This window comes from Pseudomonas syringae group sp. 247E2, from assembly GCF_032587795.1.
Classification (GTDB): Bacteria; Pseudomonadota; Gammaproteobacteria; order Pseudomonadales; family Pseudomonadaceae; genus Aquipseudomonas; species Aquipseudomonas amygdali.
Genome location: NZ_JAWHPK010000001.1, coordinates 84,290 through 105,385 on the forward strand (window position 1 = coordinate 84,290; position 21,096 = coordinate 105,385).

The window sequence follows — 21,096 nt, forward strand, 5'->3', positions numbered from 1 at the left end:
GTCGTCATCGAGTGCTAATTCTGGCCCGGAAAAATACGAAGTGCCATCATCGCTATAAATAAAGAAAAATTTACGACTGTCGGGATTATCAAAAGTTTTTTATAAAATGCTGGGAGTTTCTCGACCTCTTTGGCATCAATGACGCCTCTCTTGGCGCTTAGCTTTGGCACCATCAGTACTATTGAAATAACGCCGCCGCGCATGACTTTTCCGAGCAGGCCGCCGCCTGACCATGCTTCTCTGATGGTCTGCACGGAGGAGCAGTTTGGTAGCTGCTCCTCTATAATTTCAACGTATTTGTGCGCAATGACGGCGGTGGCGATGAGATTTAGTATCATCGGTACCATTATGAACAGGCCGATCAGGCCTATCGGGATATTCGTCATGACCTGATCGACCTTCAACATGGCGTATGAGCGTTTTATTCAAAGTAATACTTTCTATTCGGGCAGGTTTTTAAAATCCCCAAAAATAAGCTGAAACCCTGAGTGCCATAAGGCAGAAAAACAAAAAGAACGTCACGATTGTCGGGATGAGTAAAGATTTTTTGTAAAACCCTGAAAGGTTTCTGACTTCCTTAATGTCGATAAGTCCCCTTCTGGTGCTCAGGTTGGGGGCCATGAGTATTGTTGCGATAATGCCGCCGCGCATGATTTTTCCAATCAGACCACCTCCCGACCAGGCCTCTCTAATTGTCTGTACAGAAGAGCAGTTGGGTAGTTGTTTCTCTATAGTCTCAACATACTTGTGCGCAATAACTGCCGTGGCAAATAGATTTATTATGATGAGTATCAATAGCGCTCCAAAAATGAGACCTATTAGATCACTTGTCATTCTGTAATTTCCTTGTAGAGCATTTCACCCAAATGCTCGCCGCCCCATTCGCCTGCTTCCCCCCCAGCCCACCCACCAGCAGCACCTCCAACGACGGTACAAGCCAGCGCACCTGGACCTGTTGTAATTCCGAGAGCTAAAACGCATAAGCCTGTAGCAAGGAAGCCGCCGCCCGCCCCGCCCAAGCCTGCCCCAGCTACACTGCCTACCAACGAACTACCCTTGACATATTTTGCCTTTCGACACTGTTCCTCTCGGCCTAGCGTACAGGCATTACGGATCTCAATCGCTTTAGAACCAACTTCAAGCGCGGTTCCGATGTAGGCTCCTCTCTTGATCCATTTAGAGGCTTTGGCCACTCCGGACACCTTGTCAGCGTATCCTGCGATTTCTCCTGTGTGCATGTAGCTGCTGGTTGAAAGCCCGAGCAGTCTCTTGATCGAACCTTCGTGGCGTAGCCCAGATCCATAGGACAGAAAATTACGCAGTTGTTTGTCAAGCTTTATAAAAAGCTCTGTACGTTTGGCATAGAACTCGTCTCGTTGTGTCATGGCGCCGGAGCCCATATGTTGCTGGTATAGCTTTTCGATGTCTTGAAGCGATTCCTGAATAGACTTCAGGTGTTTACTCCAGCCATCACTTGCTGCGCCTATGCCCATGGATGTGTAGGAGATCGCCTGCTTGAGCAGCTCAAAGTTCTCAAGAAAAAAGTCATCCCCACCAGCGCCATTGACCAGCAACGCCGTATGCACCTGCGCAGCCTTGGCCATCAGGAACGCTTCCTGAGCAGTGGACGATGGGGTGGACGCGTCGCCGAGGATGACTATCTCGCCGGGCAGGACGACGCCGCCCGAGATGTGTGAATTGAGGGCGACGAACTTGGCCTTGCTGTTCTTTGGCAGCGCAAGGTTCGTTTTCAGAGAGTCAAAAGTCTGTGTTCTGGGGTTTATGAACGATCGTGCTTCGGCCATGGTCATGCCTCACGAGTACTTTTTATTATTGATCCGGTCCCAACCGCCGGCCACGTTACCGCCCGCTGTGCCATCGACACGTTTCTGCAGGGTGTAGGTGGTTTTGATGCGGCCGTAATTGAGCTGCACGATTTCGATGGGGATGCCGGCGCTTGCGCTCTGGGTGTAGTCGGCGATGATGACTTCCTCGAGAACCATTTCGTAATATTTGAGCTTGTCGGTGCCTGCGCGGCAGAGTACCAGCTTCACTTCCTTGAGGTGCTGGCCTGCGCAGCTGGCTTCCATGAGCTTGCAACTGGCGCTGTCGAGGTATTTGGTAAACGTGAAGTTGGTCATGGTGGTGCGACCGGATGAAGCGCCGCCCGAGGAACTGGCGGTGGCAGAGGTGCTTTGGTTGACGCCAAAGTTATAGCCGGTGATTTCGATCCACTTGCTGTACTTCTCGTCCAGCGCCTCGCCCGGGATGTCTGCGATCTGAATAAAAGCGTCGAAAGCCATATGAACCTTTCCTTGGTCATTAGTGATGCGGTGTAGTGATTTTAAGATGAGTGGCTATGACAGCAAATTTGTACACGTGTTTCAAGGCGCAAGCGGTGGTTTGAAACGCAATGTCTAATGACGGGTTTAATACTTAAACATCAAAATAGAAATGCCCGGCGCATTGCGCGTCGGGCGTCTGTAAGTTATTTCCGTTACATCGCTTTTTCGTTTTTCTCGCGTTGTTCGCAGGTCATGAAACCTTTGTTGGTCACGCGGCCGTCGCTGTTGAAGCTGACGTGGTAAACCTGTTTGTGGCCATCTTTGGCCAGGACGTAATTGTTGCAGGTGCCTGGGTTGACCTTACGCTCGATGGTGCTCGACGGCTCGCCGCCGATGGTCAGGACCTGCTGGCTCGTCATGCCGTTCTCAACCTGCTTGACCAGCGGTTCGTTGCGATAAGTGACGTAATCCACCGGGTTCTGCACGGTTGTGTTGCTGCAGCCGGCCATCGTCGCCAATACAAAAGTCGCCGCGAAGATTTTCTTGTACATCGTTATTGCTCCACATGTCAGAGCCGGTCTTGGCCCGGTAGCGCTTTGAGCAGGAAACCGGGCTAAGAGTTCGAAAAAAAGATGGCGATACGGCAGTACCTCTCGCGACAATCCCTGACCGCGAGGTGGCCCTTTGAATATTCGCCAGCACGTTCCCGAAACCGCGAGGTCAATCTGATGGCACGGTCGGACATTAGGGTCCGGCCCTGGGCTCGGTCATCGGTTGTCGGACCGTAGTTCGTTAATCAGCCGCTCCTCAGTGACGGCCAGGAAGATGCGATGAGCGATAAAGAACTGTATGAAATCGAGTACACCTTGCTGGGCGAGCACCACGTAGACGTCATCGAGAATTTGGATGTGCCCATCATCGAAGTGGTACACGAGCTGGCGCTCAAGCACCATGTCGAGCTGGACGATCTTGCAGTCGGTGAAGCCGGCATGGCTCACGCCGCCGGAATCACCGATGTGTCAATTCATAGTGTGGAGGGCAGTGAGGGCAGCGCGACTGCCTAACTCGTCTTTGACCGCAGCGGGGTCGTCCAGCGTTCTGCAAGGATGACGCCGCACAGGGTCAGCGCTCCGCCGAACAGGTGATAGAGCGCAAGTTGTTCGCCCAGCGTCGCCGCGGCAATCAATGCCGTGGCGATCGGCATAAGGTTAAAGAACAGCGTTGTGCGGCTAGGCCCCAGACGCATGATCGAGGTCATCCACAACCATGGCGCAAGCATGGAAGTCGGAATGGCTGCATACAGCACCATCGGAATGTTACTGGCATTCAAGCCGGTTTTTGCCGACAGGATAAAAGGCGGCAGCAATACGATAAGCGCCAGCAGAATCTGTACGTAAAGCAATTGCAGGGGCGGCAGGCACAACTGCCACTTCTTGAGCAGCGTGCTGTAGACCGCGTACGACGCTGCGGCCACCAGCACCATCGCATCGCCCCGATTGACGCCATGATCGATCAGCCCAGCGGGATTGCCCGCCGACACCACGACTACCACTCCCACGAATGACAGCACAGCGCCCAGCAGTGCGCCACGGGTCAGGCGATTGCCCAGGCAGGCTATCGACAGCCCCAGCGCCATCATGGGCACCAGCGACTGAATGATCCCCATGTTGGTGGCGGTCGTCAGGCTTGCAGCGAAATACGCCAGGCTTTGATACATCGCAGTGCCGAGCACGGCAAGAATGAAAATTTTACCCAGCACCGGTTTGATCGCGGCACGGTTCGCCCAGACAGGCCTGAGCATGAAGGGTGTGAACAGCAAGCCTGCCAGCGCCCAGCGATAAAAGCCTATTTCAGCCGGAAAGATCACTCCGGCAGACGCCTTGGTGACGGCCGTATTGATCGCCCAGATAAGGACTGTAATCAGTGGAAAAGCGTATTGCATGAGGGAATCATCGTTAAAGCGAGGCGTAATTATCCGCCTGTTGGTCGAGAATGCCAGCGGCGATGCAGTGTGCCCCGTCATGGGTCGCAACATCTGACTACACTGAATCACAGCCTGCGCCGTCCGGTGCGGTGGTTCTGGAGAGTGGATCGATGAAGAAGCTCGGTATTCCTTTATTGCTCGTTGGCTTGATGCTGTCTGCTCAGGGGTTCGCGGCGACTGCACAGCAGAACAAAATGACCACTTGTAATGCCGACGCCAGCGCCAAATCGCTTAAGGGCGATGAGCGCAAGGCATTCATGAGCACTTGCCTGAAAGCGGCACCAACGCCGGCAGCTACCCAGCAGGACAAGATGAAGACCTGCAATGCGACCGCCAGTACTCAGGCACTCAAGGGCGACGCTCGCAAGAGTTTCATGAGCGATTGTCTCAAGAAGAAATAATTTTCCAGCCATCGCCATCGCTACAGACAAGGCGCGCGGGTGCAGTAAACACTGCACTTTGGCGCCGTTATCGAGCCGATCATCGGGCAGATGATTGCGCCGCACTTTTTCCGGCTTTCGGATCACTGGTTCTCGACTGAGAAGGCTGGCAGACTGCCCACCTTCCTTGTGTTGCCCGTTGAGGGTCTATGCCAACGTTTTCTGCGCGTCAGGTGTTAATAGCCAGCTGGATTCTTGTATTTGGCGGTCTGTTATTGGTGTTGCCATTCAAGTTGCTGCCCAGCCTGCTGGCCGGACTGTTGGTGTTCGAACTGGTCAACATGCTGACCCCCAAGTTGCAGCGTCTGATCTCTGGCGAACGCGCCCGCTGGCTGGCGGTAGCGCTGCTGGGTACTGTGGTGGTCAGCCTGCTGACACTGATTTTTGCCGGTGTCATCAGCTTTGTGCTGCACGAAGCCGAAAACCCCGGGGCCTCGCTGGACAAGTTCATGACCCTGGTGGATCGCGCGCGCGGTCAGCTGCCGCCGTTCATTGATGCCTATCTGCCTGCCAGTGCGGCGGAGTTTCAGGTCTCCCTTGGGCAGTGGCTGCAGAAGCACGTCGGCGAGTTGCAGTTGATCGGCAAGGGCGCAGCACACATGTTCGTTACCATGCTGATCGGCATGGTGCTGGGGGCAATCATCGCCTTGCAGCGTATTTCCGATGTCCATGCGCGCAAGCCGCTGGCGGCCGCACTGTTCGATCGTCTGTATCTGGTCAGTCGCGCATTTCGCAACATCGTTTTCGCCCAGATCAAGATTTCCCTGCTCAACACGGCGTTTACTTCGGTATTCCTGGCCATCGTCCTGCCGTTGTGCGGGATTCACCTGCCGCTGACCAAGACCCTGATCATCATGACCTTCCTGCTCGGCCTGTTGCCGGTGGTGGGTAACCTGATGTCGAATACGCTCATTTTCATTGTCGGCATGTCGATCTCGATCTGGGTAGCGCTGGCTGCGCTGGGTTACCTGATCGTGATTCACAAGGTCGAGTATTTCCTCAATGCACGCATCGTCGGCGGACAGATCAATGCCAAGTCGTGGGAGTTGCTGCTGGCGATGCTGCTGTTCGAAGCCGCATTCGGCCTGCCGGGTGTGGTGGCAGGGCCGATTTACTATGCGTATTTGAAGAGCGAACTGCAGAAGGAAGGGTTGGTCTAGGGCGCGTGGATATCTGACTGGCTAGAGTCTGCGTTGCGGCTGGAATCTGTGACGCAGAGCGTCACGAACGGCATTCCCACGCTGGAGCGTGAGGAACGATAGTTCTTTAACTACCGTGCCTGCGCTCCGAGTCATGCCACTAGCCGTAACGCTTCTTCGCTTCAATCGCCAGGCCGCTGCCGATGCTGCCGAAGATGTTGCCTTCGACGTGGCGGGCGTTGGGCAGCATCGCCGAGACGCTGTTGCGCAGGGCGGGAATGCCGCTGGAGCCGCCGGTGAAGAACACCGTGTTGACCTGTTCGACACTCACGCCCGCGTCGCTGAGCAAGTTCGTCACGCTGTTGCGCACGCGCTCAAGCTGAGCGTCGATTGCCGCCTCGAACATCACCCGGCTCAGGTCCACACTCAATCCTGCTTCCACCCGGTCCATTGGCAGATGGCGGTTTTCAGCGTGGGTCAGCTGGATTTTGGTTTCTTCCACTTCCATGGCCAGCCAGTGCCCGGCGCGCTGTTCGATCAGCTTGAACAGGCGGTCGATGCCACCCGTGTCTTCAATGTCATAACGCATGCTGCCCAGCGCCAGCTGCGACTTTTGCGAGTACACCGCATTGATGGTGTGCCAGGTCGCCAGGTTCATATGGTGGCTGGTCGGCATGTAGGCACCGCTTTTCATACGGCTGCCGTAACCGAACAGCGGCATCACGCCTTGCAGGCTCAGCTGCTTGTCGAAGTCGGTGCCGCCAATGTGCACGCCGCCCGTGGCAAGAATGTCCTGTTGGCGATCATCGTGCTGGCGTCGCTCGGGTGACAGGCGCACCAGCGAGAAGTCCGACGTACCGCCGCCGATGTCGACAATCAGTACCAGCTCTTCGTCTTTGATGGTGGACTCGTAGTCGAATGCCGCAGCAATAGGTTCGAACTGGAACGACACGTCCTTGAAGCCGATCTTGCGGGCCACTTCGGCCAGTGTGTCTTCGGCTTCCTGATCGGCCTGTGCATCGTCATCTACGAAATGCACCGGGCGACCCAGTACCACTTGCTCGAACTCGCGTCCGGCCGTGTGCTCGGCGCGTTTTTTCAGCTCGCCGATAAACAGCGCCAGCAAATCCTTGAACGGCATCGCCGTGCCCAGCACGCTGGTGTCATGCTTGATCAGCTTTGAGCCCAGCAGGCTCTTGAGCGAGCGCATCAGGCGGCCTTCATAACCTTCCAGATACTCGTGCAGCGCCAGGCGGCCATACACCGGGCGGCGTTCTTCCATATTGAAGAACACCACCGACGGTAGGGTAATTTTGTCGTCCTCCAGCGCGATCAACGATTCCACGCCGGGTCGTTGCCAGCCGACGGTGGAATTGGACGTGCCGAAATCGATGCCGCAGGCACGGGCCGGGGATTGGTCATTCATGTCTTTTACGTTCCAGTCAAAAAACGGCCGCGCAGTTTATGTCAGCGCGCGCCAATTGCGTAGCGCGACACGTCGCTTATATTTACCTGACTGTATTTACCGTCAAGGCTTGAACTGAAGCCCGTTACCCCCAATCTTGAAGGGATTCTCGGTAGACCTGGCTGTCGAACACGATGTTGTCGAGTGATCGACCCGTCTGCAAAGACGGCCGGCTATCTATAAATTTTCGACGTTAGGTAATCCAGATACCTCGTAAACAGAGGGAGCTGGGCGCGTGACGCCAGCGTATCTGGCTTTGCCGGATAATTCGGATGGGTGATCGTTACATGGATTTCAAAGACTACTACAAGATACTTGACGTTGAGCCGACTGCGGACGACAAGGCGATCAAGACCGCCTATCGCAAACTGGCGCGCAAGTATCACCCTGACGTCAGCAAGGAAGCAGGCGCTGAAGACAAGTTCAAGGAAGCGTCCGAAGCCTATGAAGTGCTCAGCAGCCCTGACAAGCGCGCCGAGTACGATGAGCTGCGCAAGTACGGTCGGCAGGGTCGTCCGTTCCAGGCTCCGCCAGGCTGGCAAAGCCGGGCTGGCGCAGGCGCTGGAGGATTCGAGGAAACGGCAGACTTTTCAGAGTTTTTCAGCTCCATTTTCGGCGGCCGGCCACAGCAGGGCGGCCGTACCCGCAACCCCGGGCGTACCGGGCAGGACGTTGAGATGGAGCTGGCAGTCTTCCTTGAGGAGACCTTGTCGGGTGAGTCCAAGCAGGTCAGCTTCAAGGTGCCGCAGCACAGCCCCAACGGGCAGCGCATGAGTGATATCACCAAGACCCTGAACGTGAAGATTCCTGCGGGCGTCGTCGACGGCGAGCGCATTCGTCTCAAGGGCCAGGGCGCGCCAGGAGTGGGCGGAGGTGCCAACGGCGATCTGTACCTGATCATTCGCCTGGCACCGCATCCGCTGTTCGAGGTCGAGGGCCATGATCTGGTCATCACCGTTCCACTGGCGCCCTGGGAAGCAGTGCTGGGCACCAAGGTGGCGGTACCGACGCTGAACAGCAGGATCAACCTGACCATCCGCCCGGACAGTCAGAACGGTCAGCGTCTGCGGATCAAGGGTAACGGCTTGATGAACAAGAGTGGCGAACGCGGTGATCTTTACGCGCAGCTGAAAATAGTCGTGCCCAAGCACACCGACGAGGCTACCCGGGCGCTGTGGCAGAAACTGGCAGACAGTTCCTCGTTTGACCCCCGGGCGCAGTGGAAGGGTTGAGCGTAGCAGTCTTGCGATTCTGTCTTTTCTGAATGGGCTGATGCGCCACCCGCATCAGCACGCAATCAGCCTTGATCAGTTTTTCGGCAGCACCACATTGAAGGTCGTGCCCTCACCAATGGTCGAGGTCACAGTGATGCTGCCACCGTGGGCGTTGACCACTTCCTTGACGATGAACAGGCCAAGACCCAGGCTGGTCGATGTACTGCGTGTTTCGCTGTTTTCCTCGGTGCTGCGCACCAGCGGATCGAAGATCGTCCCGATAGCGTCTTCGGCAATCGGCTTGCCTTCGTTGTGTACCACCAATATCACCGCTTTCTCGGCACCCGTAACACTGACCGTTATCTCGTGACTGGCCGCACCGTGCTGCAGGGCATTGCCGATCAGGTTCTGCAGCATCTGGCTGATCCGCCCGGCGTCCCAGTGCCCTTTGGTGTTGCCTTCGATGTTCAGCACCGGAACAGAGTCCGGTCGCCCGGCGCAGGCTTCCTCGATGGCTTCACGGCAAGCACTGGCCAAATCCATGTATTTGCGTTCAACCGGTAGCCCGGCGCCCAGGCGGCTGCGCACGAATTCCAGCAGATCGCTGACCATCGAGCCCATATGGCGGGTGCTGGTCTGGATACGCGAAACATAGGACTGGGTCTTTTCGTCCAGCGCTATCTTGCGTGCCAGCAATTCCGTCGACATGCTGACGGCCTGCAGCGGCGCGCGCAGATCGTGACCCAGAATGGCAAGAAATATATCCCGTGAACGGCCAACCCGTTCCGCATAGGCAGCGGTGGATTCGGCAAGCGCCTCGTCGATGGCTTCGTTGAAACGAATCACGTCCTGAAAATCGGCCAGTTGCGGCGCTGCCAGGCTTTCTACCCAGAGGCGGATGACGCTGGCGCGCAGATGGCGAAATTCCGACGTCATCTGCACCAGATCAAAGCCGACCTCATGACGCAACTCGCCATGGCTGCTGGCTGCTTCGTCCAGGCTTGGCGTCTTGTTCAGCTCTTCGCCTCTGGCCTTGGCAATCTCCTCGCTTTTGCTCTGCGCAGTTTTCATGTCCCGTGCAGCTGCGAGCAGAATCGATTTGGCGTGATCGCGCAGCTCTAGCTTGCTCATCGAGTCGGCGGCAGGTTTCAGAGTCCTGGCGAAGTCTTCCCATTCATCGACAATGCGATCCACATGAACAACGATGAACTCGGAAAGGCGCATGGCCGACTACCTTGTTGGAGGAGCGTGACGGAAGATGGCGCATATTATCGCTTTTACATGACACGACAAACAGGGCGTTTACTGTCATTTCTGTCAGTAGACGCTGATTGTGGTCAGCAGTAGCTTGGTAGTCTGACTAACATTTGGATAATGACCATGTTGAAGACAGAGTTTGCAGCGTTCGTCGAAGAGCAGATCGCGCTGGCGGGGGAGATACTGGCAGATGCAAAAGTAAGCAAACGGGACTATATGTCGGGAGGCAAACTCAGCGTTTTTCTTGCTCTGCATCGGGTGTTGCAGGGTAAAGCGACTGAACAGGATCTGGGCATGCTCGACGCCATCAACGACTCGCTGCAGTCGTTGCAGATACTGAACTCTAAAGAGACATTCCTGGAGCGTCTTGAGCCTTAGGGCTTTAATCCAGTTTGTACGTCGAGCAGCAGGGGCTCAACAAGAGCCCCCACTTTCGAGCGCTTTGCTAGAACAGAAAATACCGTTGTGCCATCGGCAGCACATCGGCCGGTTCGCACCATAGCAACACGCCGTCGGCCTTGACCTGATAGGTCTGTGGGTCAACTTCGATGTCCGGCAGGTAGTCGTTGTGGATCAGGTCTTTCTTCTGCACGGTGCGACAGCCTTTGACTACGCCGATCTGCTTCTTCAGGCCCAGTGACTCCGGTACGCCTGCGTCGAATGCCGCCTGGCTGATAAAGGTCAGGCTGGTGGCATGCAGCGAGCTGCCGTAGCTGGCAAACATGGGGCGGTAGTGAACCGGTTGCGGGGTCGGGATCGAAGCATTGGCGTCGCCCATCAGGCTGGCGGCAATGGCACCGCCCTTGAGGATCAGGGTCGGTTTGACGCCGAAGAATGCCGGACGCCACAGCACCAGGTCCGCCCACTTGCCGACTTCGACGGAGCCCACTTCATGGCTGATGCCGTGGGTAATTGCCGGGTTGATGGTGTATTTGGCGATGTAGCGCTTGGCGCGGAAGTTGTCGTTGCCGGGACCGTCCTGCGGCAGGGGGCCGCGCTGCTTCTTCATCTTGTCGGCGGTTTGCCAGGTGCGCATGATCACCTCACCAACCCGGCCCATGGCCTGGCTGTCGGAACTGAGCATCGAAAAGGCACCCAGGTCGTGAAGAATGTCCTCGGCGGCGATGGTTTCCCGGCGTATACGGCTTTCCGCGAATGCCACGTCTTCGGCGATGCTCGGGTCCAGGTGGTGGCAGACCATGAGCATGTCCAGGTGTTCGTCGATGGTGTTACGGGTAAAAGGCCGGGTTGGGTTGGTCGAGCTGGGCAGCACGTTCGGCGAACCACAGGCCTTGATGATATCCGGCGCGTGGCCGCCACCTGCACCTTCAGTGTGGTAGGTGTGGATGGTGCGGTTCTTGAACGCGGCGAGGGTGGTTTCGACGAAACCTGACTCATTCAGCGTGTCGCTGTGAATCGCGACCTGCACGTCGTATTCATCGGCAACGCTCAGGCAGTTGTCGATGGCTGCGGGTGTGGTGCCCCAGTCCTCGTGCAGCTTCAGACCGATAGCGCCCGCCTTGACCTGCTCGATCAGCGGGCCGGGCAGGCTGACGTTGCCCTTGCCGGTGAAGCCAATGTTCATCGGAAACGAATCCGAAGCCTGGAGCATGCGCGCCATGTGCCACGGACCGGGCGTGACCGTGGTGGCGTTAGTGCCAGTGGCAGGGCCGGTGCCGCCGCCGATCATGGTCGTCACGCCGCTCATCAGCGCTTCTTCGATCTGTTGTGGGCAGATGAAATGGATGTGCGTGTCGACGCCGCCAGCGGTGAGGATCATGCCTTCACCGGCAATGACTTCGGTGGCCGCGCCGACCGCAATGGTCACGTCTGGCTGGATGTCCGGGTTACCGGCCTTGCCGATGGCTGCGATGCGTCCATTCTTGATGCCGACGTCAGCCTTGACGATGCCCCAATGGTCGATGATCAGGGCGTTGGTGATCAGCGTGTCGACCACATCGGCGGCCATTAGCTGGCCTTGGCCCATGCCGTCACGGATGACCTTGCCGCCGCCGAATTTCACTTCTTCGCCATAGGTGGTGAAGTCCTTCTCGACCTCGATCCACAGCTCGGTGTCGGCCAGGCGAACCTTGTCGCCGACGGTGGGGCCGAACATGTCTGCGTAGGCTTGTCGGCTTATCTTCATCTTTCGTACCTCGGATTCAGAGCGGCAAGCTGCAGGCCGCAAACTGTAAGTTTTTCAAAGCGACCAGCGGCGAGCTGCAAGTCGTTAGTCGTCAAAGCTTTTGATTCTCGTGCCGAGTGCCCATCGTCATACACACGTCCCGATTGGATGCCTGCATGACCGTTGCGGCGATCCGCATTGCTCACGAAGACGTTAGTCCGAACGCCCTGTTTCTGGAGGCTGTACCGGCCTCTTCGCGAACAAGTTCGCTCCTACGGCCTTCGGCCAGAATCAAAAGCAGACTTGTATGTAACGATGAACGCGGAGCGTAGGAACGGTATTCAAAAAGGCTTCAATCCAGATCGCCCATTACCCGTCCGGCAAAGCCGTAGACCTTGCGCAATCCGGCCAGGTCCACCAGCTCGACTTCACGGGACTGGCCCGGCTCGAAGCGCACGGCGGTGCCGGCCGGGATATTCAGGCGCATGCCGCGGCTGGCGGCGCGATCAAAGGTCAGTGCGTCATTGGTTTCGAAAAAGTGGAAATGCGAGCCCACCTGAATCGGCCGGTCGCCGCTGTTGGCAACCGTCAGGCTGAGGGTACGGCGTCCGGCGTTGAGTTCGATATCGCCGGGCTGGATCTGGTATTGACCAGGGATCATGTCGGTTGCCCCAAGGTTTTGAAATAAATGGCGGTCGGATGAAGGCGACCGTCCGGTGTGGCGCAGTAGCCTGGCAGTTCGCCGACGCGGGTGTAGGCCAGCGCGCTATAGAATGCTTCAGCCACCGAGCCCGCTTCGGTGTCCAGGTGCAGCAGCCCGCGTTTGTGTTTTACTGCAACCTGCTCGACTTCGTCCATCAGTTGCCTGCCCAGACCACGACCTCGGGCGCTGGGCAGCACCATCAGTTTCTGCACTTCGGCGCGGTTCAGACCATTGGGCTTCTGGCACAGTGACAACTGCGCGCTGGCCAGCACATTATCGTCTTCGGCCACCACCCACAGCAGCAGACTGCCTGCGGCGATATCGGCCTTCAGGCCATCGCACCAAGCGTACGCCTGCTGCATATCCAGATCAGCCATGAACCCCACCGATGCGCCGCCGTGAACCGTTTCAAACAGCAACTGCGCCAGACCATGGCGATAATGGGCGAAGCTTTCAGCGGTAACACGTCGCAGTTGTGCATGGTTCATGGCGTGCTCTCTAGAAGGGCTTGGGTGCTTGTGACGCGGGTGCCGGAACACCGGGCGACAAATCCAGTTGCATGAAGGTCAGGTCCAGCCAGCGGCCGAACTTGGTGCCGACTTGCGGCATCCGTCCGGTAGTCTTGAAGCCGAGGCGTTCATGCAGGGCGATGGAGGCCGCGTTGCCGCTTTCGATGGCGGCTACCATCATGTGTTTCTCACAGTCTCTGGCTCGTTCGATCAGCGATGCCATCAGGAGCGGCCCCAGCCCCTTGCCGCGCTGGTCTGCGCGAACATAGACCGAATGCTCCACCGTATGGCGAAACCCTTCGAAGGGGCGCCAGTCGCCAAACGATGAGTAGCCCAGCACCTCGCCTGCGTGGTCGACGGCCACCAGAATTGGATACGCCTGACTCTGGCGAGCTTCGTACCAAGCCTGGCGGTTGGCCAAGTCGACCGGTTGTTCATTCCAGATAGCCGTGGTATTGAGCACTGCGTCGTTGTAGATCTCCAGAATGCCCGGCAGATCGTCCGGCAGGGCATCGCGAATCACGTCCTGCATGATCACTCCTTCAGGCAATCGGCTGATGCACGGTGACCAGTTTGGTGCCGTCCGGAAAGGTGGCTTCCACCTGAATCTCCGGGATCATTTCCGCGATACCTTCCATGACCTGATCGCGGCTCAGCAGGGTCGTGCCGTAGTGCATGAGCTCAGCGACGGTCTGTCCGTCACGCGCACCTTCGAGCAGTGCCGCAGAGATGTAGGCCATGGCTTCCGGGTAATTGAGCTTCACACCGCGTGCCAGACGCCGTTCGGCGACCAGTCCGGCGGTGAAGATCAGCAGCTTGTCTTTTTCGCGTGGTGTCAGGTCCATGGGGCTTCCGTTTGTTCAAATTCGGTGGTTGATCGTTCCCAGGCTTGAGCCCTCATCGTTATGTATAAGTCTGTTTTGGGTTCTGGCCGAAGGCCGTGGGAGCGAACTTGTTCGCGAAGGGGCCGGTGTAGTCGCCGAAAATGCAGCGCCTAAAACATTGTCTTCGCGAACAAGTTCGCTCCCACGCCCTGCGGGCAGAAGCGCTAAAAGCCCCGATTTTCGGGCTTTTCAGGACTTATGTACCACGCTGAGTGCATCAGCGCCGAGGGTGTAGCCTGGAATGCAGAGCGTCCAGTCATCAATCAGGTGTTCCAGATTCTTGGCGTTACCGCCTCGCGTCCCAGCAGGGCAGGGCGCAGGTATTTCCAGATTTGTATCAGCCAGGCCCTCGCGTGCAATGCTTCGTCTGCCAGGCAGCGAGCCACTACAAGGCCCGGCAATTGGGTCAGATCACCGCGTACCGGGTTGGGCATCGACAGCGAGCGACAGGCCTCAAGCAGATCGCTGCTCACTTCACCGGTCAGCAGCAGGGTGGCGAATACCGTTTTGCCGTCCAGACCGATGGGTGAGTCCAGCAGCCCGTCGCCACCGATAATGCGTTGCCGTTCGTGCCAGAGCAATGTGCCGTCGCGGCGGATATCCAGATGCGACTGAAAATGTCCCTGCTCGAAACGCTCGCCGCTGGCCGGACGGCCCAGTGCTACTACATCCCAGTAGCATAGCTTCGCGTCACCGTGCAGTTCTATGCGGGTGGTAAGTTCTGCCTGGGCATTGCTGAAGACGATGGTTTCCTGCGGCAGCCATTCCAGCGTCGCGCCGGGCTGGACATGCAGCTCCAGTTGCTGAAAGGCCGGGCTGGCGGCGCGATACCATTTCGCCGCGCCAGGGCTGGTCAGTTGTGCCCAGGCATCGGCACCGACCGTGGCTGAAATGTCCAGCCGGTCTCCCCCGGCGATACCGCCCGGTGGGTGAACGATGATGTGCTGGCACACCTGCGGTCCTTCGGCATATAGATGCTTTTGAACCCGCAGCGGCCCTTTGTGGCGACGTTGGGTCGGGCGTGTGCAGTCATCGAAACGGCCATAACCCAATTCCAGCTCGGCATGCCAGCTGGGGGTAAAAAGGGCGGTGTTGGCAGGCAGATTCATGGTGTCTTCATTGGCTTGTCGAGTGCAGCACGATAACGGATTGGCGCATTAATTAAATAGTCACCAGACCGCGAACCCCTTCGGTCTCCATGTTCTCGCCACGGCCCTGCTGGACGATTTCTCCCCGTGACATCACCAGGTATTGATCGGCCAGTTCCGCCGCGAAGTCGTAGAACTGCTCGACCAGCAGAATCGCCATGTCGCCGCGCTCGGCCAGTTTTTTGATCACTGCGCCGATTTCCTTGATCACCGAGGGCTGAATACCTTCGGTGGGTTCGTCGAGAATCAGTAAGCGTGGACGACTCGCCAATGCCCGGCCTATCGCCAATTGCTGCTGCTGACCACCGGACAGATCGCCGCCACGCCGATGTTTCATCTGCAGCAGCACCGGGAACAGCTCGTAGATAAATGCCGGCACTTCCTTTGCTTCGGAGCCCGGAAAGCGTGACAGGCCCATCAACAGGTTTTCCTCGACCGTCAGCCGGCCGAATATTTCCCGGCCTTGCGGCACGTAAGCAATCCCGGCATGCACCCGCTGATGCGTCTTGAACTGGGTGATGGCCTTGCCTTCCCATTGCACCGAGCCTTCCTTCGACGGCAACAAGCCCATCAGCACACGCAACAGCGTGGTCTTGCCTACGCCATTGCGGCCCAGCAGGCAGGTGACTTCACCGACCTTCACATCAAACGACAGACCACGAAGAATGTGGCTGCCACCGTAATACTGATGAAGCTTTTCGACCTGGAGCATGGTGAATGTTCTCGTCGGTTGCAGCGTAATCGTAATGTTGGGACGCGGGGCGTCTGGACAGGTATTTCCGTGCCGCGCGCCGATCAGTTCGTTGCGTCAGCGCCCTAAATACACTTCGATTACGCGTTCGTCGGCCTGCACGTCGTTCAGCGAGCCTTCGGCCAATACGCTGCCTTGGTGCAGCACGGTGACGTGGTCGGCAATCGAGCCGACGAAGCCCATGTCATGCTCGACCACCATCAGTGAGTGTTTGCCGGCCAGGCCCTTGAACAGCTCGGCGGTGAATTCGGTTTCGGCGTCGGTCATGCCCGCCACCGGCTCGTCGAGCAGCAGCAATTGCGGGTCCTGAACCAGCAGCATGCCGATCTCCAGAAACTGCTTCTGGCCGTGAGACAGCAAGCCCGCCGGGCGGTGCATGGAGGTGGTCAGGCGAATGGTTTCCAGGACTTCGCGTATCCGGTCCTGCTGTTCGCCGCTCAACCGCGCACGCAAACTGGCCCATACCGATTTGTCGGTCTTTTGAGCCAGTTCAAGGTTCTCGAACACGCTCAAGGCTTCGAACACCGTCGGTTTCTGGAACTTTCGGCCAATTCCGGCCTGAGCAATCTGCACTTCGCTCATCTGCGTCAGGTCCAGCGTTTCGCCGAACCAGGCCTTGCCGTGGCTGGGGCGGGTCTTGCCGGTGATGACGTCCATCAGCGTGGTCTTGCCAGCGCCGTTGGGGCCGATGATGCAGCGCAGCTCGCCCACGCCGATGTACAGATTCAGATCGTTCAGTGCCTTGAAACCGTCGAAGCTGACGCTGATGTCTTCCAGCGTCAGGATCGTGCCGTGTCGTGTGTTCAGCCCTTTGCCAGCGCTTTTGCCGAGGCCTACCGCATCGCGGCTGGTGCCTGCATCAGAGTTGGGTGCCAGAACCGGTTCAAGCATGAACGACGGGGTAGGAGTGGTTTTCATTGCTCGCTCCTTTTCTTCAGCAAGCCGATCACGCCTTTGGGCAGGTACAGCGTGACGATGATGAACAGCGCGCCGAGAAAGAACAGCCAGTATTCCGGGAAAGCCACGGTGAACCAGCTTTTCATGCCGTTCACCAGACCCGCGCCCAGCAATGGGCCGATCAACGTGCCACGGCCGCCCAATGCTACCCACACTGCTGCTTCGATAGAGTTGGTCGGGGACATTTCGCTGGGGTTGATGATGCCGACCTGCGGCACATACAGGGCCCCGGCCAGGCCGCACAGCACGGCGCTCAAGACCCAGACAAACAGCTTGAAGCCGCGCGGATCGTAACCGCAGAACATCAGGCGGTTTTCCGCATCACGCAACGCCGTCAGAACCCGGCCGAACTTGCTCTGCGCCAGGCGCCAGCCGATGTACAGGCTGGCAATCAGCAATAAGACTGTCGCCAGAAACAGCGTTGCTCTGGTTCCTTGGGAACTGATGCTGAAACCCAGAATGCTGCGAAAGTTGGTAAACCCGTTGTTGCCGCCAAAGCCGGTCTCGTTGCGAAAGAACAGCAGCATGCCGGCAAACGTCAGGGCCTGGGTCATGATCGAGAAATACACACCCTTGATCCGCGAGCGGAAGGCGAAGAAACCAAACACCAGTGCCAGCAACCCCGGCGCCAGGACCACCAGGCACAGCGCCCAGAGGAAATTGTCGGTGCCTGCCCAGTACCACGGCAGTTCGGTCCACGACAGGAACGTCATGAACGCAGGCAAACCGTCGCCTGCGGCCTCGCGCATCAGATACATGCCCATGGCATAACCGCCCAGCGCGAAGAACAGGCCGTGGCCCAGCGACAATAGCCCGGCGTAGCCCCAGACCAGATCCAGCGCCAGGGCGACAATGGCGTAGCAGAGGATTTTGCCTACCAGGGTCAAGGTGTAGGCCGAGACCTGAAAGCTGTTATCGGCAGGCAACAACGACAGCAACGGCAGTGCCAGCAGCACAGCCAGTATCACAATGCCTGCGGTCAACGTGCCTTTGGGGCCGACTTTTTGTGCGGCAGTTACCATCAATGGCTGGCTCATCAGTCGATCACCCGTCCTTTCAATGCGAAGAGGCCTTGCGGACGTTTCTGGATAAACAGAATGATCAGCGCCAGGATCAGGATCTTGCCCAATACAGCGCCGATTTGCGGTTCGAGAATCTTGTTGGCGATGCCCAGCCCGAAGGCCGCCATCACGCTACCGGCCAGTTGTCCGACACCGCCGAGCACCACCACCAGGAATGAGTCGATGATGTAGCTTTGGCCAAGGTCGGGGCCGACGTTGCCGATCTGGCTCAGGGCGACGCCGCCCAGACCTGCAATGCCCGAGCCCAGACCGAATGCCATCATGTCGATGCGCCCGGTCGGCACACCGCAGCAGGCAGCCATGTTGCGGTTCTGGGTGACGGCGCGCACGTTCAGACCCAGTCGGGTCTTGTTCAGCAGCAGCCAGGTCAACACGACCACGAACAGGGCGAAGGCGATGATCACGATGCGGTTGTAAGGCAATACCAGGTTAGGCAACACCTGAATGCCGCCTGACAGCCATTGCGGGTTGGCGACTTCAACGTTCTGCGCGCCGAAGGCCAGACGTACGGCCTGAATCAGCATCAGGCTGATGCCCCAGGTGGCAAGCAGGGTTTCCAGTGGGCGGCCATACAAGTGCCGGATGACCGTACGTTCCAGGGCCATGCCGATCGCGGCGGTGACAAAGAACGCCACCGGCAGTGCGATCAGCGGATAGTATTCGATGGCGCCCGGCGCATAGCGCTGCAGCATCAGTTGCACGACATAGGTTGAATAGGCGCCCAGCATCAGCATCTCGCCATGGGCCATGTTGATCACCCCAAGCAGGCCGAAGGTGATCGCCAGGCCCAGCGCCGCCAGCAGCAGGATCGACCCCAGCGACATGCCGCTGAACGCCTGACCGAGGATTTCACCGATCATCAGCTTGCGCTTGACCTGTGCCAGGCTGGTTTCAGCCGCCACGCGTACCGAAGCGTCGGTCTCCACGCCGGGCGCCAGCAATGACTCAAGACGGGTACGCGCCAGCGGGTCACCGGTTTCACCCAGCAGTCGCACGGCAGCCAGACGTACTGTCGGGCTGGAGTCGACCATTTGCAGGTTGGCCAGCGCCAGGGCCAGCGCGCTTTTGACGCTGGAATCGGTTTCGCTGGCGACACGTTCGGTCAGCAGCTCCAGTTGTGCAGGGCGAGCGCTTTTTTGCAATTGCAGGGCTGCTGCCATGCGCAGTTGCGTATCGGCTGCCAGCAACTGGTGGCTGGCCAGCGCTGTTTCAACCAGACCACGCAGCCGGTTGTTCAGGCGCAGTTTGCGCGGTTCGTCAGGGTTTGGGGCGTCGGCTGCTGCAGGGGCTTGTGCATCGACCGGCACGTATTGATCGTTGTTTTCGATCCAGGCGCGCTTGCTGATGTCGGCGGCAACACGGCCATCGCGCAGAGCTTCAAGCAGTTCAACGCGTTCCGCTGTCGGCTTGGCTGCCCAGGCCTCCAGCAGCTCGGCCTGTTGTGCAGAACTGGCTGCGACAAAATCACTGGCATCGCTGGCCTGAGCTGCAAGGGGCAGCAGCAGGCTGATAGCGAGGATAAAACGGTAGAAGTAGGAAGGCATATCAATATGGCCTTGATTGAGTGTGGCGCCGTCTGCTCTTGATTCTGGCCGAAGGCCGTGGGAGTGAACTTGTTCACGAAAGGGCCGTTACATTCACTGAAGATGTATCGTTTGAACAGCCGCCTTCGCGGACAAGTCCGCTCCTACAAAAAAAATGCTTTCCACCCTGAGGCCGAGCGAACGTATTCGTACGACTAGCGCTGGAGCGTAGGGGCGAGAGTTATTGTGCTCTCAGCCCCGTCACATCAGTTGCTCTTCACGGGATGATCAGGCTTTTTGTCGTTGCCAGAAATGTAGGGGCTCCATGGCTGGGCGCGGATCGGCTCTTTGGTCTGCCAGACGACGTTGAACTGACCGTTGTCCTCCACTTCGCCAATCATTACCGGCTTGTGCAAGTGGTGGTTGGTTTTGTCCATGGTCAGGGTGAATCCCGACGGTGCTGCGAAGGTTTGTCCGGCCATTGCCTCGCGTACCTTGTCCACGTCAGTGGTTTTGGCTTTCTCGACTGCCTGTGCCCACATGTGAATACCGACGTAAGTAGCTTCCATCGGGTCGTTGGTTACCGCTTTGTCAGCGCCTGGCAGGTTTTCCTTTTTGGCGTAGGCAGTCCAGTCAGCGACGAACTTCTTGTTGACCGGGTTTTCCACCGACTGGAAATAGTTCCAGGCGGCGAGGTGGCCTACCAGTGGTTTGGTGTCGATGCCGCGCAGTTCTTCTTCGCCTACCGAAAACGCTACAACCGGTACGTCGGTGGCTTTCAGGCCCTGGTTGGCCAGTTCCTTGTAGAACGGTACGTTGGAATCGCCGTTCACGGTGGAGATAACCGCTGTCTTGCCACCTGCAGAGAACTTCTTGATGTTGGCCACGATGGTTTGATAGTCGGAGTGACCGAACGGGGTGTAGACCTCTTCGATGTCTTTATCCGCTACACCCTTGGAGTGCAGGAATGCACGCAGAATCTTGTTGGTGGTACGTGGGTAGACATAGTCGGTGCCGAGCAGGAAGAAGCGCTTGGCCGAACCGCCTTCTTCACTCATTACGTACTCGACCGCAGGGATCGCCTGTTGGTTAGGCGCGGCACCGGTGTAGAACACGTTGGGCGACATCTCTTCGCCTTCGTACTGCACGGGGTAGAACAGCAAGCCGTTGAGTTCCTCAAAGACCGGCAGCACCGATTTGCGCGATACCGATGTCCAGCAACCAAAGACCACCGCCACCTTGTCCTGGGTCAGCAATTGGCGGCCTTTTTCGGCGAACAGTGGCCAGTTGGAAGCCGGGTCGACAACCACTGCTTCGAGCATCTTGCCGTTGACGCCGCCTTTGGCGTTGATTTCGTCAATGGTCATCAAGGCCATGTCTTTGAGCGAGGTTTCGGAGATCGCCATGGTCCCGGACAACGAATGCAGAATACCGACCTTGATGGTTTCGGCAGCCTGAACGGTCCAGGTCAACCCCATGGCGGCGATCGATGCGGACAGGGTAAAGGCTTTGATCAGGCTGCGACGCTTCATTGACTAGCTCCCTTGGTTCATTTTTTTGATAGGTCTGCGGCGGTGCATTACGTTGCTCTTTCAACCGTTAGCAAGGTCTGGGCCAACCTAAGCGCGTC

At 57.8% G+C, this 21,096-nt stretch carries 24 protein-coding genes; 5 read left to right on the plus strand and 19 right to left on the minus strand.

The genetic code is table 11. The features are described 5' to 3' along the window. Positions 1-14: 14 nt before the first annotated feature. From RYC18_RS00485 to osmE, 5 genes are all read right to left on the minus strand, one after another. A complete protein-coding gene (locus tag RYC18_RS00485) occupies positions 15-386 on the minus strand; it encodes a hypothetical protein (protein ID WP_029241045.1) in 372 nt (123 codons plus the stop codon). Between the two features lie 70 nt (positions 387-456). Next, positions 457-834, minus strand: coding sequence for a hypothetical protein (locus RYC18_RS00490; RefSeq protein WP_016982348.1), 378 nt, complete (start codon positions 832-834; stop codon positions 457-459). Further along, on the minus strand, positions 831-1,805 hold the full coding sequence (locus RYC18_RS00495) for a hypothetical protein (RefSeq protein ID WP_016982349.1): 975 nt from the start codon (positions 1,803-1,805) through the stop codon (positions 831-833). Before RYC18_RS00495 ends, RYC18_RS00490 begins: the two co-directional genes overlap by 4 nt. A 9-nt stretch (positions 1,806-1,814) precedes the next feature. Beyond that, positions 1,815-2,303 (minus strand): Hcp family type VI secretion system effector, encoded by a 489-nt coding sequence (locus tag RYC18_RS00500; RefSeq protein WP_057404487.1) that lies wholly within the window; start codon positions 2,301-2,303, stop codon positions 1,815-1,817. A 194-nt stretch (positions 2,304-2,497) separates the two neighbouring features. After that, entirely contained in the window at positions 2,498-2,836 is a 339-nt protein-coding gene (osmE, locus tag RYC18_RS00505) for an osmotically-inducible lipoprotein OsmE (RefSeq protein WP_316882026.1), read from the minus strand. Between the two features lie 279 nt (positions 2,837-3,115). Between osmE and RYC18_RS00510 the strand changes: the two genes are divergently transcribed. Beyond that, complete coding sequence (locus RYC18_RS00510) at positions 3,116-3,349, plus strand: hypothetical protein (protein ID WP_005732119.1); 234 nt, start codon at positions 3,116-3,118, stop codon at positions 3,347-3,349. Here RYC18_RS00510 and RYC18_RS00515 read toward each other — a convergent pair. Further along, a complete protein-coding gene (locus tag RYC18_RS00515; protein ID WP_002555411.1) occupies positions 3,346-4,227 on the minus strand; it encodes a DMT family transporter in 882 nt (293 codons plus the stop codon). The genes RYC18_RS00510 and RYC18_RS00515 overlap by 4 nt on opposite strands. A gap of 152 nt (positions 4,228-4,379) precedes the next feature. Between RYC18_RS00515 and RYC18_RS00520 the strand changes: the two genes are divergently transcribed. Continuing rightward, on the plus strand, positions 4,380-4,670 hold the full coding sequence (locus RYC18_RS00520; protein WP_005732120.1) for a PsiF family protein: 291 nt from the start codon (positions 4,380-4,382) through the stop codon (positions 4,668-4,670). A gap of 188 nt (positions 4,671-4,858) precedes the next feature. Then, positions 4,859-5,869 carry an AI-2E family transporter gene (locus RYC18_RS00525; protein WP_002555409.1) on the plus strand — a complete coding sequence of 337 codons (1,011 nt, stop codon included), beginning with the start codon at positions 4,859-4,861 and terminating at the stop codon, positions 5,867-5,869. Positions 5,870-6,008: 139 nt separating this feature from the next. Here the strand turns inward: RYC18_RS00525 and RYC18_RS00530 are convergent, their stop codons facing one another. Continuing rightward, complete coding sequence (locus RYC18_RS00530) at positions 6,009-7,274, minus strand: Hsp70 family protein (protein ID WP_002555408.1); 1,266 nt, start codon at positions 7,272-7,274, stop codon at positions 6,009-6,011. A gap of 326 nt (positions 7,275-7,600) precedes the next feature. Here RYC18_RS00530 and cbpA point away from each other — a divergent pair, with 326 nt between their 5' ends. Continuing rightward, complete coding sequence (cbpA, locus tag RYC18_RS00535; RefSeq protein ID WP_316884125.1) at positions 7,601-8,545, plus strand: curved DNA-binding protein; 945 nt, start codon at positions 7,601-7,603, stop codon at positions 8,543-8,545. A gap of 75 nt (positions 8,546-8,620) precedes the next feature. On the opposite strand, the gene RYC18_RS00540 is transcribed toward cbpA, so the two are convergent. After that, positions 8,621-9,751, minus strand: coding sequence for a sensor histidine kinase (locus RYC18_RS00540; protein WP_004666320.1), 1,131 nt, complete (start codon positions 9,749-9,751; stop codon positions 8,621-8,623). A 156-nt stretch (positions 9,752-9,907) separates the two neighbouring features. On the opposite strand from RYC18_RS00540, the gene RYC18_RS00545 reads away from it, so the two are divergent. Beyond that, positions 9,908-10,162, plus strand: a complete 255-nt coding sequence (locus RYC18_RS00545; RefSeq protein ID WP_005746675.1) for a hypothetical protein — start codon at positions 9,908-9,910, stop codon at positions 10,160-10,162. A 67-nt stretch (positions 10,163-10,229) separates the two neighbouring features. On the opposite strand, the gene ureC is transcribed toward RYC18_RS00545, so the two are convergent. From ureC to urtA, 11 genes are all read right to left on the minus strand, one after another. Next, positions 10,230-11,930: an urease subunit alpha gene (gene ureC, locus RYC18_RS00550; protein WP_316882027.1), complete on the minus strand. Its 1,701-nt coding sequence runs from the start codon at positions 11,928-11,930 to the stop codon at positions 10,230-10,232. A gap of 331 nt (positions 11,931-12,261) precedes the next feature. Then, on the minus strand, positions 12,262-12,570 hold the full coding sequence (locus RYC18_RS00555; protein ID WP_002555403.1) for an urease subunit beta: 309 nt from the start codon (positions 12,568-12,570) through the stop codon (positions 12,262-12,264). Continuing rightward, a complete protein-coding gene (gene ttr / locus RYC18_RS00560) occupies positions 12,567-13,100 on the minus strand; it encodes a tabtoxinine-beta-lactam acetyltransferase Ttr (RefSeq protein ID WP_002555402.1) in 534 nt (177 codons plus the stop codon). The genes RYC18_RS00555 and ttr overlap by 4 nt, the downstream gene beginning before the upstream one ends. A gap of 10 nt (positions 13,101-13,110) precedes the next feature. Further along, the gene (locus RYC18_RS00565) at positions 13,111-13,653 is read right to left on the minus strand and encodes a GNAT family N-acetyltransferase (protein WP_005782078.1); all 543 of its coding nucleotides are present in this window, start codon (positions 13,651-13,653) and stop codon (positions 13,111-13,113) included. Between the two features lie 10 nt (positions 13,654-13,663). Next, on the minus strand, positions 13,664-13,966 hold the full coding sequence (gene ureA, locus RYC18_RS00570; protein WP_003317023.1) for an urease subunit gamma: 303 nt from the start codon (positions 13,964-13,966) through the stop codon (positions 13,664-13,666). Between the two features lie 302 nt (positions 13,967-14,268). Next, positions 14,269-15,114: an urease accessory protein UreD gene (locus RYC18_RS00575; RefSeq protein WP_005746681.1), complete on the minus strand. Its 846-nt coding sequence runs from the start codon at positions 15,112-15,114 to the stop codon at positions 14,269-14,271. 52 nt (positions 15,115-15,166) lie between these two features. Then, a complete protein-coding gene (gene urtE, locus RYC18_RS00580) occupies positions 15,167-15,865 on the minus strand; it encodes an urea ABC transporter ATP-binding subunit UrtE (protein WP_002555398.1) in 699 nt (232 codons plus the stop codon). Between the two features lie 96 nt (positions 15,866-15,961). Further along, the gene (gene urtD / locus RYC18_RS00585; RefSeq protein ID WP_004655780.1) at positions 15,962-16,822 is read right to left on the minus strand and encodes an urea ABC transporter ATP-binding protein UrtD; all 861 of its coding nucleotides are present in this window, start codon (positions 16,820-16,822) and stop codon (positions 15,962-15,964) included. Beyond that, complete coding sequence (gene urtC / locus RYC18_RS00590) at positions 16,819-17,898, minus strand: urea ABC transporter permease subunit UrtC (RefSeq protein ID WP_005746682.1); 1,080 nt, start codon at positions 17,896-17,898, stop codon at positions 16,819-16,821. The genes urtD and urtC overlap by 4 nt, the downstream gene beginning before the upstream one ends. Then, on the minus strand, positions 17,898-19,487 hold the full coding sequence (gene urtB / locus RYC18_RS00595; RefSeq protein WP_057404489.1) for an urea ABC transporter permease subunit UrtB: 1,590 nt from the start codon (positions 19,485-19,487) through the stop codon (positions 17,898-17,900). Before urtB ends, urtC begins: the two co-directional genes overlap by 1 nt. 245 nt (positions 19,488-19,732) lie before the next feature. Further along, a complete protein-coding gene (urtA, locus tag RYC18_RS00600; RefSeq protein WP_005782082.1) occupies positions 19,733-20,998 on the minus strand; it encodes an urea ABC transporter substrate-binding protein in 1,266 nt (421 codons plus the stop codon). Between the last annotated feature and the right edge of the window lie 98 nt (positions 20,999-21,096).

Bases quoted from the DNA above. Each gene is read 5' to 3' on its own strand.
- RYC18_RS00495 (WP_016982349.1), bottom strand. From the start codon at position 1,805: ATGGCCGAAGCACGATCGTTCATAAACCCCAGAACACAGACTTTTGAC.
- ureC (WP_316882027.1), bottom strand. From the start codon at position 11,930: ATGAAGATAAGCCGACAAGCCTACGCAGACATGTTCGGCCCCACCGTC.
- RYC18_RS00510 (WP_005732119.1), top strand. From the start codon at position 3,116: ATGAGCGATAAAGAACTGTATGAAATCGAGTACACCTTGCTGGGCGAG.
- RYC18_RS00525 (WP_002555409.1), top strand. From the start codon at position 4,859: ATGCCAACGTTTTCTGCGCGTCAGGTGTTAATAGCCAGCTGGATTCTT.
- ureA (WP_003317023.1), bottom strand. From the start codon at position 13,966: ATGGACCTGACACCACGCGAAAAAGACAAGCTGCTGATCTTCACCGCC.
- RYC18_RS00575 (WP_005746681.1), bottom strand. From the start codon at position 15,114: ATGAATCTGCCTGCCAACACCGCCCTTTTTACCCCCAGCTGGCATGCC.
- RYC18_RS00515 (WP_002555411.1), bottom strand. From the start codon at position 4,227: ATGCAATACGCTTTTCCACTGATTACAGTCCTTATCTGGGCGATCAAT.
- RYC18_RS00500 (WP_057404487.1), bottom strand. From the start codon at position 2,303: ATGGCTTTCGACGCTTTTATTCAGATCGCAGACATCCCGGGCGAGGCG.
- osmE (WP_316882026.1), bottom strand. From the start codon at position 2,836: ATGTACAAGAAAATCTTCGCGGCGACTTTTGTATTGGCGACGATGGCC.
- RYC18_RS00540 (WP_004666320.1), bottom strand. From the start codon at position 9,751: ATGCGCCTTTCCGAGTTCATCGTTGTTCATGTGGATCGCATTGTCGAT.
- RYC18_RS00520 (WP_005732120.1), top strand. From the start codon at position 4,380: ATGAAGAAGCTCGGTATTCCTTTATTGCTCGTTGGCTTGATGCTGTCT.
- urtA (WP_005782082.1), bottom strand. From the start codon at position 20,998: ATGAAGCGTCGCAGCCTGATCAAAGCCTTTACCCTGTCCGCATCGATC.
- urtD (WP_004655780.1), bottom strand. From the start codon at position 16,822: ATGAAAACCACTCCTACCCCGTCGTTCATGCTTGAACCGGTTCTGGCA.
- cbpA (WP_316884125.1), top strand. From the start codon at position 7,601: ATGGATTTCAAAGACTACTACAAGATACTTGACGTTGAGCCGACTGCG.
- RYC18_RS00565 (WP_005782078.1), bottom strand. From the start codon at position 13,653: ATGCAGGACGTGATTCGCGATGCCCTGCCGGACGATCTGCCGGGCATT.
- urtC (WP_005746682.1), bottom strand. From the start codon at position 17,898: ATGAGCCAGCCATTGATGGTAACTGCCGCACAAAAAGTCGGCCCCAAA.
- RYC18_RS00555 (WP_002555403.1), bottom strand. From the start codon at position 12,570: ATGATCCCTGGTCAATACCAGATCCAGCCCGGCGATATCGAACTCAAC.
- ttr (WP_002555402.1), bottom strand. From the start codon at position 13,100: ATGAACCATGCACAACTGCGACGTGTTACCGCTGAAAGCTTCGCCCAT.
- urtB (WP_057404489.1), bottom strand. From the start codon at position 19,487: ATGCCTTCCTACTTCTACCGTTTTATCCTCGCTATCAGCCTGCTGCTG.
- RYC18_RS00545 (WP_005746675.1), top strand. From the start codon at position 9,908: ATGTTGAAGACAGAGTTTGCAGCGTTCGTCGAAGAGCAGATCGCGCTG.
- RYC18_RS00485 (WP_029241045.1), bottom strand. From the start codon at position 386: ATGACGAATATCCCGATAGGCCTGATCGGCCTGTTCATAATGGTACCG.
- RYC18_RS00490 (WP_016982348.1), bottom strand. From the start codon at position 834: ATGACAAGTGATCTAATAGGTCTCATTTTTGGAGCGCTATTGATACTC.
- urtE (WP_002555398.1), bottom strand. From the start codon at position 15,865: ATGCTCCAGGTCGAAAAGCTTCATCAGTATTACGGTGGCAGCCACATT.
- RYC18_RS00530 (WP_002555408.1), bottom strand. From the start codon at position 7,274: ATGAATGACCAATCCCCGGCCCGTGCCTGCGGCATCGATTTCGGCACG.